This window comes from Pseudomonas ficuserectae (genome assembly GCF_024584585.1).
GTDB lineage: Bacteria > Pseudomonadota > Gammaproteobacteria > Pseudomonadales > Pseudomonadaceae > Aquipseudomonas > Aquipseudomonas amygdali.
In genome coordinates this window covers 4425410-4438681 of the sequence record NZ_CP085684.1, presented here as the reverse complement: position 1 = coordinate 4438681, position 13272 = coordinate 4425410, and the positions used below count along the sequence as shown (strand labels likewise).

Sequence of the window (13272 nt, the reverse complement as noted above, 5' to 3'; positions counted from 1 at the left end):
TGAAGAGGCCTGTGCAGGCAATGCATGCATCACCTCAAAACGCCCTTTCTCGACCCGCGCTTTACGCACCCTGACGCAAACCTTTGATTTTGCTTGAGGTCTGTCGCATTGTGCGACCCGCTACACGGGTATAAACTTTGCGCTCTTTACACAGAGGCCCTTGACGGTTTGCATGAGCCGTTAGTAAGCATGAAACCGATTCAGCTGCCCCTGAGTGTGCGTCTGCGTGATGACGCCACTTTCGTCAATTACTATCCAGGCGCCAATGCCGCTGCACTCGGCTATGTCGAGCGGCTGTGCGAAGCCGACGCTGGGTGGACGGAAAGCCTCATCTATCTGTGGGGCAAGGATGGAGTAGGGCGCACGCACCTGCTTCAGGCTGCGTGCCTGCGTTTCGAGCAGCTGGGCGAACCTGCGGTGTATCTGCCGCTTGCCGAAGTTATCGATGAAGGTATCGAGCTGTTCGACCATCTTGAACAGTACGAACTGGTGTGCCTGGATGACCTGCAAGCCATTGTCGGCAAGCCGGAGTGGGAAGAAGCCCTGTTTCACCTGTTCAACCGTTTGCGTGACAGCGGGCGTCGTCTGCTCATTGCAGCGTCCAAATCGCCCCGCGAACTGCCGGTCAAACTCCCCGATCTGAAATCCCGTCTGACCATGGCCCTGGTATTCCAGATGCGTGGCCTGTCCGACGAAGACAAGCTGCGTGCGCTGCAACTGCGTGCGTCACGGCGCGGCCTGCACCTCACCGATGAGGTAGGCCATTTCATTTTGACGCGTGGTACGCGCAGCATGAGCGCTCTGTTCGAATTGCTTGAGCGCCTCGATCAAGCGTCACTCCAGGAAAAGCGCAAGCTGACCATTCCCTTCCTTAAAGAGACGTTGGGGTGGTAGATCAGGCGCTGTTGATGCAAACGGCGGCAGCCTTGCGCCATGCACAACGGATTCTGGTGATCACCGGGGCAGGCCTGTCGGCTGATTCGGGCTTGCCGACCTATCGCGGCGTCGGCGGGCTGTACAACGGCAAGACCGACGACGGCCTGCCTATAGAGATGGCCTTGTCCGGGCCCATGCTGCGCCGTGACCCCGAGCTGTGCTGGAAGTACATCGCCGAGCTGGGCAAGGCCTGTCTGGGAGGTGAGCCCAACGTCGCGCATTACGCCATCGCCCAGTTGCAGCGCATCAAACCCGAGTGCTGGGTGCTGACCCAGAACGTCGACGGCTATCACCGCGCCGCTGGCAGCCCGCCGGAACGCCTGATCGAAATTCACGGGCAGCTCTCGCCACTGTTTTGCCAATCCTGTGGCGCTGAAGATCCGCAATTGAGTGAGCACTTGCAGCGTCCTTTGCCCCCTTTATGCCCGGCATGTAGTGGCGTTATGCGACCGCCCGTCGTTCTTTTTCAGGAAATGCTCCCTGAAAAGGCATTGGAAACACTGTATGAACAACTGGCTAAAGGCTATGACGCAGTCCTGAGTATCGGTACCACGGCAAGCTTCCCCTATATTCACGAACCTGTCATTCGCACCAGAGTTTCCGGGGGTTTTACGGCGGAAATCAATCCGCAGCCGACCGATCACAGCGCGCAGATGGACGTCTTTTTGCAGTGCCGGGCAGCACATGTCATGGCGGAACTCATAAGTCACATCTAGTTCGATTGAATTTGCAAATCACCTTCATAAAAGGCATAGTCTCGCCATCTTAACTAGTCAGCCACGGTTGTGCCCATGCAGGTTGTTCGCTTCGCACCCCTCGTGCCTCTCGCACTCGTTACATTTCTCTTCGGTTGCTCGGCCAATATGCCGGTCGCACAGCAAGAACAGGCTCAGCCCGTTGCGCGTTATCAGAGCGCGGCAAACGCTCAGTCCGCAGCACGTCGCGCCGACGCCGCGGCCTTGCAGGACGAGATTGCCACCGAAGACGAACTCGCTCATTTCGCTGACAATACGTCCTACCAGCTGCCGGTTCTGGCCGACAGCATCCTTGAACGTGGCAAATCCCTGATCGGCACGCGTTACAAGTTCGGCGGCACGTCGACTTCCTCGGGTTTCGATTGCAGCGGTTTCATTGGTTACCTGTTTCGCGAAGAGGCTGGCATGAGCCTGCCGCGCTCCACGCGTGAAATGATTAACGTTGACGCACCGCTGGTATCGCGCAAAAACCTTCAGCGTGGCGATGTGCTGTTCTTCAGTACCCGTGGCCGTGGTCGCGTAAGCCATGCAGCAATCTATGCCGGTAATCAGCAGTTCATTCACTCCAGCAGCCGTCGCAGTGGCGGTGTACGCATCGACAGCCTCGATGACGCCTACTGGAGCAAGACCTTTATCGAGGCCAAGCGGCCTCTGGCAATGGCGTCAGGTAGAGTCGCTGTGAAGTCGACGCCTGATGCCACGCAGACAACGGCGATGACTTCGACTACAGTCAAGACCGCGCCAAAGCGGCGTAAATAAAATAGAACGCGCAGAACAAGACCTTCGGGTCTTTCTGCGTTTTTGAGCTTCTCGGCAGCGTAAGCCGCATCCGGATAGGTTGTTGTGGTTATGTCGATTGCGTTGCGCCTGATAGTCATCTCTGTTGCTGCGTTGCTGGCTGCTTGCGCCAGTGCGCCGCCACCGCCCAAAGCTCCCCGGGTCGTTCAGCGTCCGGTGGTCACTGCTCCCCCTCAGATTCTTTCTCCGGCTGCCGAAGACGTGCTGTTTCGTGCGTTGGGGCTGGTTGGCACGCCTTATCGCTGGGGTGGCAACACGCCTGACTCCGGTTTTGATTGCAGCGGTCTTATAGGTTATGTCTATCGTGATGCCGCGGGCATTTCCCTGCCGCGTTCCACGCGCGAGATGATCGTGATGGGCGCGCCGAATATCCGTCGCGAGCAATTGCAGTCAGGAGATGTGGTGTTCTTCGCCACCTCGGGCGGCTCGCAGGTGTCCCACGCGGGCATCTACGTCGGCGAAGGCCGCTTCGTACATGCCCCGGCCAGCGGCGGCACGGTCAAGCTCGACAGCCTCGACAAGCCTTACTGGCAGAAAGCCTACCTCAACGCCAAGCGCGTCATTCAGCCGTCCAGTCTGGCGCAGATTCGGCCGTAGCGCGTCGCCTGCTCGCGGTCTGACCAGAAATTATCGTGCGACGCGGAGCGTCGCATGCCTTTCCGGACGCTCCGCGTCCTCTTGCGACGCGGAGCGTCGAGAACTGCATTCCCACGCTGGAGCGTAGGGAACGATCATCTCAACTGCCGTACGGCGCTCTGCGTCGACATATCGATCCGGACGTGCGGAACGATCATCGCAATTATCGTGCGACGCTCCGCGTCGCATGCCGTTCCGGACGCTCCGCGTCCTCTTGTGACGCGGAGCGTCGAGAACTGCATTCCCACGCTGGAGCGTGCGGAACGATAACTCAACTAACGTACGACGCTCTGCGTCAACCCTCTACGCTCGGCATTACTGAGCAGTCTTGGCCGAGGTCACGCGCCAGATCTTGTTGCCGACATCATCTGCCACCAGCAAGCCGCCGCGCTGATCATTGACCACGCCAACCGGGCGGCCCATGGCTTTTTCGTCTTTGTTGAGGAAACCGGTCAGCACATCGACTGGAGCGCCGTTGGGCTTGCCGCCGCTGAAGGGCACGAACACCACCTTATAGCCGCTGTGCGGTTTGCGGTTCCATGAGCCGTGCTGGCCAATGAACAGGCCTTCGTTGAACGGTGCAGCCAGTGTCTTGCCGTCGGCGAACACCAGGCCCAGCGAAGCGGTGTGCGGACCGACTGCGTAATCCGGTGCGATGGCCTTGGCGACCAGTGCCGGGTTCTGAGGTTTGACGCGCTCGTCGACATGCTGGCCGTAGTAGCTGTAGGGCCATCCGTAGAAAGCGCCATCCTGCACCGAGGTCACGTAGTCTGGCACCAGGTCGCTGCCGATTTCGTCACGCTCGTTGACCGCCGTCCACAGCTTGCCGGTTTTAGGCTCCCAGTCCATGCCGTTGGGGTTGCGAAGGCCCGAGGCGAAAATGCGGTGATTGCCGGTGGCAGCGTCGACTTCCCAAATGGCTGCACGACCTTCTTCCTTGTCCATGCCGTTCTCGGCCACGTTGCTGTTGGAGCCTACTGTGACGTACAGCTTGCTGCCATCCTTGCTGGCAATGACGTTTTTGGTCCAGTGGTGGTTGAGCGTGCCGCCCGGCAGATCGACCACTTTGGTCGGCTGCGCGCTGATCGAGGTCTGGCCGGCTTCATACGGAAAGCTGATCAGGCGGTCTGTGTCGGCGACATAGAGCTTGTTGCCCACTAGCGTCATGCCAAACGGCGAATTGAGGTTTTGCAGGAACACGGTGCGGGTCTCTGCGACGCCGTCCTTGTCCACGTCGCGCAGCAGAGTAATGCGATTGGCGCTTGGCACGCCCGCACCGGCGCGGCCCATGACTTTTTCCATTACCCAGCCGCGAATACCCTTGGAATCATCCGGTTTGGCCGGCGAATTGGTTTCCGCCACCAGCACGTCGCCATTGGGCAATACATACAGCCAGCGCGGGTGGTCGAGGTTTTCGGCGAACGCTGCCACCTGTGTGCCCGGCGCGGCGACCGGTTTTGCGCCTTTTTCCCAGCCTACGGCAGGGGCGATGTTGACGGTCGGGATCAGCGTCTTGTTAGGCTCCGGCAGTTTGGGCGAGGGGCCTGTTCCATCCGAGACTTGCAGGGTCGAAGACTCGCCGCAGGCAGCGAGGCCACCGGCAACCAGAAGCAACACTGCGTAGTGGGGTCTGAGTCTGAACATGGTGAATCTCCATAAGCAAGGGCGTGGTCCGATAATTGATAGAGGCACTGCGAACCGTCTGGGTTCAATCACGTTTCACAGCGTCGGTGTCGATTGACGCTCCCAGCCCAACCCTCTACCCTTCGCGGTTTGTTTCAGGTGCTCTGCAATCCTTGATTGGCAGGGTGAAACAGGGAAGCCGGTGTGGATCAATCGATCCGATCCCGGCGCTGCCCCCGCAACGGTAAATGAGTCAAGGCTGTGCCTGACGCCACTGTGTTTCGACATGGGAAGGCGCGCAGCCGGGGTAACCCGCTCATGAGCCCGGAGACCGGCCTGAACCACTCAATGGCATCACGGAGGGTGATGCTCTGTGCAGGGCGTTGCCGTGCTGTCCAGTGCTGTCCTTCCGTCTGTTGTCGACTGCCACGAGCGGAGAACCCGGATGAACGAATCCCCCGAACGCGACGAACGCCATCTGGCGCGCATGCTGCGCAAGAAAGCCGTGATGGACGAGCGCATTGCCAGCTCACCCAACGAGTGCGGCCTGCTGCTGGTCTTGACCGGCAACGGCAAAGGCAAGAGCAGCTCGGCATTCGGCATGCTTGCCAGGGCCATGGGCCACGACATGCAGTGCGGCGTGGTGCAGTTCATCAAGGGCCGCAACAGCACTGGCGAAGAAATGTTTTTCCGCCGTTTCCCCGAGCAGGTGCGCTATCACGTGATGGGCGAGGGCTTCACCTGGGAAACCCAGGATCGCCAGCGTGACATTGCCGCTGCCGAAGCCGCCTGGGCCGTGTCTCGGGAAATGCTTCGCGACCCGGCCATTGGTCTGGTGGTGCTCGACGAACTGAACATTGCCCTCAAGCATGGTTATCTCGACCTTGAACAGGTGCTGAGTGACCTGCAGGCCCGCCCACCGATGCAGCATGTACTGGTGACCGGCCGCGGTGCCAAACCCGAATTGATCGACCTGGCTGATACGGTTTCCGATATCGGCGTGGTCAAGCATGCGTTCCAGGCCGGTATCCGGGCGCAGAAAGGTATCGAGCTGTGAATAATCCTTTATTGGGCGCACTGCAATGAGAGCTCCGCGCGATTGCCCGGCGGTTTTGATCGCCGCGCCTGCCTCCGGGCAAGGCAAGACTACCGTCACCGCGGCACTGGCACGTTTGCACCGCAACCAGGGCCGCAAGGTCCGGGTGTTCAAGTGCGGGCCGGATTTTCTCGACCCGATGATTCTTGAGCGGGCCAGCGGCGCACCGGTCTACCAGCTGGATATGTGGATGGTGGGTGCCGACGAAAGCCGTCGCCTGTTGTGGGAAGCCGCAGATGAGGCGGACCTGATCCTGATCGAAGGCGTCATGGGGTTGTTCGACGGCACACCGTCCAGCGCTGATCTGGCCCGCCACTTTGGCGTACCGGTGTTGGGGGTGATCGACGGCACGGCGATGGCGCAGACGTTTGGCGCGCTGGCGCTCGGGCTGGCGCGTTATCAGCCGGATCTGCCGTTTGCCGGCGTGCTGGCCAATCGGGTTGGCACGGTACGCCACGCGCAGTTGCTGGAAAACAGTCTGACCGAAGGCCTGCGATGGTATGGCGCACTGTCCCGGGAAGTCGGTTTCGAATTGCCCAGCCGCCATCTGGGGCTGGTCCAGGCCAGCGAACTCAATGATCTGGATGTGCGGCTGGACATGGCTGCCGCCGCGCTGGCCAGCACCTGCGAAGTGGCCTTGCCGCCAGCCGTAACCTTTACCGCGCCCGACCCGGTTCAGGTCGAGCCGTTGCTCAGCGGTGTGCGCATCGCCATTGCCCGCGACGAGGCCTTTGCCTTTCTGTACGGCGCAAGCCTGGACCTGCTGCGAAACATGGGCGCAGAGCTGAGTTTCTTCTCGCCGATCCATGACCGCGAGCTGCCCGACGCCGACAGCCTGTACCTGCCGGGTGGCTACCCGGAGTTGCACCACGTTGCGTTGGCGGAAAACCTGACGATGCAGGCATCGATCAGGGCTCACCATATCGCTGGCAAGCCGATTCTGGCCGAGTGCGGCGGCATGCTTTATTTACTCGAAGCCCTGACCGATGTGGAGGGCGTGCGCGCCGAACTGGTCGGCTTGCTGTCCGGTGAGGCGGTCATGCAGAAGCGTCTGGCGGCTCTGGCCTTGCAAGCGGTTGAGCTGCCCGAGGGTACGTTGCACGGTCACACGTATCACCATTCGCTGACCAGCACCGAGTTGCAGCTGATTGCCCGTGGCGTCAGCCCCAACGGCGGGCGTGGCGCAGAGGCAGTCTATCGCCTGGGTCGTCTGACCGCTTCCTACGTGCATTTCTATTTCCCTTCCTGCCCTCAGGCGATTGCGGCGCTGTTCAAACCATGACCGAACAAGCGTTCAGCCCTGAAGAGCGGGCTGCGGTGTACCGGGCCATCGCCGAGCGTCGCGACATGCGCCACTTCGTCGGCGGCACGGTGGCGCCCGAGTTGCTGGCGCGCTTGCTGGAAGCCGCACACCAGGCACCCAGTGTCGGGCTGATGCAGCCGTGGCGCTTCATTCGCATCAGCGATCCGGCGTTGCGCGGAAAAATGCAGGCGCAGGTAGAAGATGAACGTATCCGCACTGCCCAGGCACTGGGCGAGCGCACCGACGAGTTCATGAAACTCAAGGTCGAAGGAATCAATGACTGCGCAGAGGTGTTGGTCGCCGCACTGATGGAAGGCCGTGAACAGCATATTATCGGCCGCCGCACCTTGCCGGAAATGGACATGGCATCGCTGTCCTGCGCGATCCAGAACCTGTGGCTGGCATCGCGTGCAGAAGGCCTGGGCATGGGCTGGGTGTCGCTGTTCGACCCCGAGGCATTGGCCGAACTGCTGGGCATGCCTGACGGCGCGAAGCCGCTGGCGATCATTTGCCTGGGGCCGGTCAAGGAATTCTATCCTGCGCCAATGCTGGTGATGGAAGGCTGGGCGCAGGCGCGTCCGCTGCACGAGCTGCTGTACGAGAATCAATGGGGAGTGAATCAATGAGTGTGGCGCTGTTGAGCGTCGCCGGGGTCGCGCTGGATGCGCTGCTCGGTGAGCCAAAACGATGGCATCCGCTGGTGGCGTTCGGCAACTTCGCCAATCGGGTCGAGCAGCGTTTCAACAGTGGCGGCCGTGGCTGGCGCAGTCACGGCGTTACCGCCTGGGTCATCACCGTTGTGCCGCTGACGCTGCTGGCCACGCTGCTGAGCTGGTTGCCTGGCGTGGGCTGGCTGTTCGAGATTCTGGCGCTGTATGGCGCGCTGGGCATGCGCAGCCTGGGCGAACATGTTCAGCCGGTGGCGCAAGCGTTGCGCAGTGACGATCTGGTCGAGGCACGCCAGCGGGTCGGTTATCTGGTCAGTCGCCAGACCAGCGAACTGGATGCCACCGAAGTGGCTCGCGCGGCTACCGAATCAGTGCTGGAGAACGGCAGTGATGCGGTGTTCGCCGCGCTGTTCTGGTTTGTCGTGGCCGGTGCGCCCGGCGTGGTGCTGTACCGGCTGAGCAACACGCTGGACGCCATGTGGGGCTACCGCAACGAGCGCTTCGAGCGTTTTGGCTGGGCTGCGGCGAAGATCGACGATCTGCTCAACTATATTCCCGCACGTCTTGTGGCATTGACTTACGCCTTGTTGGGCAAGACCCGACTGGCGCTGCGTTGCTGGCGTACGCAGGCCCCGGCCTGGGACAGTCCGAATGCAGGTCCGGTGATGGCCGCTGGCGCGGGTGCGCTGGGTGTCGAACTGGGCGGGGCGGCGATCTACCACGGCGAGCTGCATCAGCGTCCGCAATTGGGTGAAGGTGCACCTGCCGATGCAGACTCCATTGATCGCGGCTGGCAACTGGTGCAGCGCGGCGTCTGGTTGTGGTTGCTGGTCATATGCGTGGTAGCTGAATTCTATGCTTGAGCACGGCGGTCGGTTGCGCGCCGCAGCGCAGCATTACGGTATCGAACTGGCTGACTGGCTGGACCTGTCCACGGGCATTGCACCCTGGTCGTGGCCCATCCCGGAGATTCCGACGCGTGCCTGGGCGCGTTTGCCCGAGACCGATGATGGCCTGGAAGCAGCGGCCTGCCGCTATTACGGCGTACCTCGCTTATTGCCGGTGTCCGGCTCGCAGGCCGCGATTCAAGCGTTGCCGCGGGTACGCAGCGGAGGTCGGGTTGGCGTGCTGTCGCCCTGCTACGCCGAGCATGCACATGCATGGCGCAAGAACGGCTTCGTGGTCCGCGAGGTAGGCGAGCAGGAGGTCGAATACTTTCTCGACTCTCTTGATGTGCTGGTGGTGGTCAATCCGAACAATCCGACCGGCCTGCACCTGAGCGCCGAGCGCCTGCTGGAATGGCATGCACGACTGGCCGAGCGCGGTGGCTGGCTGGTCGTCGATGAAGCGTTTATGGATAACACGCCGGGCCTGAGCCTGGCTGCCGAAACGTGGCGCACCGGGCTGATTGTGCTGCGCTCGTTCGGCAAGTTTTTTGGCCTGGCCGGTGTCAGGCTCGGTTTTGTCATGGCCGAGCCGGTATTGCTGAGGATGCTGGCGCAGGAAATCGGCCCATGGTCGGTCAGCGGGCCAACACGAATCATCGGTCAGGTGTGCCTCAATGATCAGGAAGGGCAGACGCGTCAACGTGAGCGCTGTGACCAGGCCCGCGACCGGCTGGTGGCGTTGCTCGACCGCTACGCCCTGACCCCGCAAGGCGGCTGTGCGCTGTTCCAATGGCTGGTGACCCCTGAGGCGCAGACGCTCTATGAGTTTTGTGCGCGGCGCGGCGTGCTGCTGCGTCTGTTCAAGGGTGACACCTCCGAGTCGTCCAGTCTGCGTTTCGGTCTGCCCCGCGACGAGGCCGACTGGCTGCGTTTGCACACTGTTCTGCTTGAATACCGCAAGGAATACCCATGACCACGCTGATGGTACAAGGCACCACCTCCGACGCCGGCAAAAGCACACTGGTGACGGCACTGTGCCGCTGGCTGACCCGACAGGGCGTCAAGGTCGTGCCATTCAAACCGCAGAACATGGCGCTCAACAGCGCTGTAACGGCGGACGGCGGCGAAATCGGCCGCGCCCAGGCGGTGCAGGCGCAGGCGTGCTTTCTGGAGCCGCACACCGACATGAACCCGGTGCTGCTCAAGCCCAACAGTGATACCGGTGCGCAGGTGATCATTCACGGTCGCGCCGTCACCACCATGAACGCGGTGGCGTACCACGGCTACAAAGAGATCGCCATGCAGGCGGTGCTGGAGTCGCATCGGCGGCTGGGCGAGAGCTATCCGGTGATCATGGTAGAAGGCGCGGGCTCTCCGGCCGAGATCAACCTGCGCGCCAACGATATCGCCAACATGGGCTTTGCCGAGGCGGTCGACTGCCCGGTGTTGCTGATTGCCGATATCAATCGTGGCGGGGTGTTTGCCCATCTGGTCGGCACGCTGGAGTTGCTGTCGCCCAGCGAACAGGCGCGGGTCAAGGGGTTCATCATCAATCGTTTTCGCGGTGACATCGCCTTGTTGCAGCCGGGCCTGGACTGGCTGGAAGCACGCACCGGCAAGCCGGTGGTTGGCGTGCTGCCCTACGTGATGGACCTGCACCTGGAAGCCGAAGACGGCCTGGACCAGCGTCAGACCGACAAGGTCGAGCATGTGCTGAACGTGGTGGTCCCGGTGCTGCCTCACATCAGTAATCACACTGATTTCGACCCGCTGCGCCTGCACCCTCAGGTCAATCTGCAGTTCATCGGTCCCGGCCAGGCGATTCCTCCTGCGGACCTGATCATTCTGCCCGGCTCGAAAAGCGTGCGCAGCGATCTGAACTACCTGCGCAACAGTGGCTGGGACACTGCCATCGAGCGGCATTTGCGTTATGGCGGCAAGCTGATGGGGATCTGCGGCGGCCTGCAAATGCTCGGTGAGCAGGTGCACGATCCTCTCGGGCTGGAAGGCGCAGCCGGGTCCAGCGCCGGGTTTGGCCTACTGGCAATGAGCACGGTGCTGGAAGCGGAAAAGCAACTGCGCAATGTGCGCGGTCGTCTGACCCTGGAAGACGCCGAGGTCAGCGGCTACGAAATTCATGCCGGGGTAACGACAGGGCCGGCGCTGGAGCAGGCTGCCGTGCAACTGGACGACGGGCGTTGCGATGGCGCGCAGAGTGTCGACGGGCAGGTGCTCGGGACTTACCTGCACGGCCTGTTCGAATCACCTGCGGCCTGTAGCGCGTTACTGCGCTGGGCGGGATTGGCGAACGTGCAGTCCGTCGACTATCACGCCCTGCGCGAGTGCGACATCGAACGTCTGGCGGACCTGGTGGAAAAACACCTGGACGGCCCATTGCTTCGCGAACTGTGTGGCCTGGAGGCGAACTGAATGCTGCAGTTGATCCTCGGCGGCGCGCGTTCCGGCAAGAGTCGCCTGGCGGAAAAACTGGCCGCCGACAGCACGCTGAAGGTGACCTACATCGCCACCAGTCAGCCTCTGGACGGCGAAATGAATCAGCGCGTGGCCAGCCATCGCGCCCGTCGCCCCGAACACTGGGGGTTGGTCGAAGAGCCGATCGAGCTGGCGCGGGTGCTGCGCGAAAATGCGGCGCCCGATTGCTGCCTGCTAGTCGATTGCCTGACCCTCTGGCTGACCAATCTGCTGATGCTCGACAACCCCGAGCGCCTGCTTCAAGAACGTGAATCCCTGCTCGACAGCCTTGCCGGGCTGCCGGGTGAAATCATTTTTGTCAGCAACGAAACCGGGCTTGGCGTCGTGCCGCTCGGCGAACTGACCCGTCGCTATGTCGATGAAGCCGGCCTGTTGCATCAGGCGCTGGCCGAGCGTTGCCAGCGTGTCGTGTTGACCGTTGCCGGCTTGCCCCTGACGTTGAAAGGAACCGCGCTATGAGTAATTCCTGGTGGCTCAAGCCTGCACAGGCTATTGATGTACCAATGCGCGAGGCGGCACTGGCCCGTCAGCAACAGTTGACCAAGCCGGCGGGTTCGCTGGCACAACTGGAGCGTCTGGCGGTACAGCTTGCCGGCCTGCAAGGGCGCGAGCGTCCGGCTGCCGACAAATTGTGGATCGCGATCTTTGCCAGCGATCATGGTGTGGTGGCCGAAGGTGTATCGGCCTATCCACAGGAAGTCACCGGCCAGATGCTGCATAACTTCGTCAACGGTGGCGCAGCGATCAGCGTGCTGGCGCGCCAGCTCTCGGCGCAGCTGGACGTGGTGGATCTGGGTACCGTGGCGCCTCTGGATTTGCCGGGCGTGCGTCATTTGCGCATCGGCGCGGGCACCGCCAATTTCTCCCACGGGCCAGCCATGAGCGCCGAACAGGGGCTTGCTGCTCTACAGGCCGGGCGCGACAGCGTGTTGCGCGCCAAGGCGGTCGGCACCGAGCTGTTTATCGGTGGCGAGATGGGCATCGGCAATACCACGGCGGCCAGCGCCGTCGCCTGCTCGGTGCTGGAATGTGCCGCGCCGTTGCTGGTCGGTCCCGGCACCGGGCTGAACGCCGAGGGCATCGAGCACAAGACTCGTGTCATCGAACGCGCACTGGCGCTGCATGCCGAGCAGGCGGGCGACCCGCTGCATAGCCTGTTCTGCCTGGGTGGTTTCGAGATTGCCGCGCTGACCGGCGCTTATCTGGCCTGTGCGCAGGAAGGCATCGTGGCGCTGGTCGACGGTTTCATTTGCAGCGTGGCCGCGTTGGTGGCGGTGCGCCTGAATCCGTCTTGCCGCAACTGGCTGTTGTTCGGCCACCGTGGCGCCGAACCGGGCCACCGGCACTTGCTGGAAACGCTACAGGCCGAACCGCTGCTGGACCTCGGCTTGCGTCTGGGCGAGGGCAGTGGCGCAGCGTTGGCGGTGCCGTTGGTGCGTCTGGCCTGTGAGTTGCACAACGGCATGGCAACGTTTGCCGAAGCGGCAGTGGCGGATCGCCCCGCATGACCTTGCGTCTGGACTTGCTGCGTCATGGCGAAACAGAGCTGGGCGGTGGTCTGCGCGGCAGCCTCGACGATGCTCTGACCGAACTCGGCTGGCAGCAGATGCGTGCGGCAGTGGCCGATGGCGGTCCCTGGGAACGGATTGTCAGCTCGCCATTGCAGCGCTGTGCACGTTTTTCCGAAGAGCTGGCGCAGCGCCTGTCGCTGCCCATGCAACTGGAGCCGGGTTTGCAGGAGCTGCATTTCGGCGACTGGGAAGGCCACAGCCCTGCGCAGCTCATGGAAACCGATGCCGAAGGCTTGGGCCTGTTCTGGGCCGATCCCTACGCCTTCACGCCGCCCAATGGCGAGCCAGTGATCGATTTTTCGACACGGGTGCTGAATGCGGTGGCGCGTCTGCATAAGGCGTATGCCGATGAACGTGTGTTGCTGGTCAGTCACGGCGGTGTAATGCGCCTGCTGCTGGCGCAGGCGCGCGGTCTGCCGCGTGAGCAATTGTTGCAGGTAGTGGTCGGCCATGGCGCACTGCTGTCGATTCAGGTCGCAGCTGATGGCGTAATCACGGAGGTCTGA

At 62.1% G+C, this 13272-nt stretch carries 14 protein-coding genes and 1 riboswitch; of the genes, 13 read left to right on the top strand and 1 reads right to left on the bottom strand.

All coding sequences use genetic code 11. The features are described from left to right. Positions 1-189 precede the first annotated feature (189 nt). From hda to LJU29_RS19575, 4 genes are all read left to right on the top strand, one after another. Positions 190-894: a DnaA regulatory inactivator Hda gene (gene hda, locus LJU29_RS19590; RefSeq protein WP_002554607.1), complete on the top strand. Its 705-nt coding sequence runs from the start codon at positions 190-192 to the stop codon at positions 892-894. Beyond that, positions 888-1652 carry an NAD-dependent deacylase gene (locus LJU29_RS19585; protein ID WP_057405662.1) on the top strand — a complete coding sequence of 255 codons (765 nt, stop codon included), beginning with the start codon at positions 888-890 and terminating at the stop codon, positions 1650-1652. The genes hda and LJU29_RS19585 overlap by 7 nt, the downstream gene beginning before the upstream one ends. 75 nt (positions 1653-1727) lie before the next feature. Beyond that, on the top strand, positions 1728-2450 hold the full coding sequence (locus LJU29_RS19580; protein WP_057423523.1) for a C40 family peptidase: 723 nt from the start codon (positions 1728-1730) through the stop codon (positions 2448-2450). A gap of 90 nt (positions 2451-2540) precedes the next feature. Next, positions 2541-3086 carry a C40 family peptidase gene (locus tag LJU29_RS19575; protein WP_057423524.1) on the top strand — a complete coding sequence of 182 codons (546 nt, stop codon included), beginning with the start codon at positions 2541-2543 and terminating at the stop codon, positions 3084-3086. A gap of 354 nt (positions 3087-3440) precedes the next feature. On the opposite strand, the gene LJU29_RS19570 is transcribed toward LJU29_RS19575, so the two are convergent. Beyond that, complete coding sequence (locus LJU29_RS19570) at positions 3441-4769, bottom strand: PQQ-dependent sugar dehydrogenase (protein ID WP_004657227.1); 1329 nt, start codon at positions 4767-4769, stop codon at positions 3441-3443. A gap of 119 nt (positions 4770-4888) precedes the next feature. Then, positions 4889-5102, top strand: a riboswitch (cobalamin riboswitch). A 91-nt stretch (positions 5103-5193) separates the two neighbouring features. On the opposite strand from LJU29_RS19570, the gene cobO reads away from it, so the two are divergent. The 9 genes from cobO to cobC are packed head-to-tail and all read left to right on the top strand — an operon-like array spanning position 5194 to position 13272. Continuing rightward, positions 5194-5805, top strand: a complete 612-nt coding sequence (cobO, locus tag LJU29_RS19565) for a cob(I)yrinic acid a,c-diamide adenosyltransferase (protein WP_002554602.1) — start codon at positions 5194-5196, stop codon at positions 5803-5805. 25 nt (positions 5806-5830) lie between these two features. Further along, positions 5831-7126, top strand: a complete 1296-nt coding sequence (locus tag LJU29_RS19560; RefSeq protein WP_005755203.1) for a cobyrinic acid a,c-diamide synthase CobB — start codon at positions 5831-5833, stop codon at positions 7124-7126. Continuing rightward, complete coding sequence (bluB, locus tag LJU29_RS19555; RefSeq protein WP_257111082.1) at positions 7123-7773, top strand: 5,6-dimethylbenzimidazole synthase; 651 nt, start codon at positions 7123-7125, stop codon at positions 7771-7773. The genes LJU29_RS19560 and bluB overlap by 4 nt, the downstream gene beginning before the upstream one ends. Then, the gene (gene cbiB / locus LJU29_RS19550) at positions 7770-8678 is read left to right on the top strand and encodes an adenosylcobinamide-phosphate synthase CbiB (protein ID WP_057452638.1); all 909 of its coding nucleotides are present in this window, start codon (positions 7770-7772) and stop codon (positions 8676-8678) included. The genes bluB and cbiB overlap by 4 nt, the downstream gene beginning before the upstream one ends. Continuing rightward, complete coding sequence (gene cobD / locus LJU29_RS19545) at positions 8671-9675, top strand: threonine-phosphate decarboxylase CobD (protein WP_057452639.1); 1005 nt, start codon at positions 8671-8673, stop codon at positions 9673-9675. The genes cbiB and cobD overlap by 8 nt, the downstream gene beginning before the upstream one ends. Continuing rightward, positions 9672-11132: a cobyric acid synthase gene (locus LJU29_RS19540; protein WP_257111081.1), complete on the top strand. Its 1461-nt coding sequence runs from the start codon at positions 9672-9674 to the stop codon at positions 11130-11132. Before cobD ends, LJU29_RS19540 begins: the two co-directional genes overlap by 4 nt. Beyond that, a complete protein-coding gene (gene cobU / locus LJU29_RS19535) occupies positions 11133-11654 on the top strand; it encodes a bifunctional adenosylcobinamide kinase/adenosylcobinamide-phosphate guanylyltransferase (protein ID WP_003369657.1) in 522 nt (173 codons plus the stop codon). Continuing rightward, positions 11651-12703, top strand: a complete 1053-nt coding sequence (gene cobT, locus LJU29_RS19530) for a nicotinate-nucleotide--dimethylbenzimidazole phosphoribosyltransferase (protein WP_257111080.1) — start codon at positions 11651-11653, stop codon at positions 12701-12703. Before cobU ends, cobT begins: the two co-directional genes overlap by 4 nt. After that, positions 12700-13272, top strand: coding sequence for an alpha-ribazole phosphatase family protein (gene cobC / locus LJU29_RS19525; RefSeq protein ID WP_044320851.1), 573 nt, complete (start codon positions 12700-12702; stop codon positions 13270-13272). The genes cobT and cobC overlap by 4 nt, the downstream gene beginning before the upstream one ends.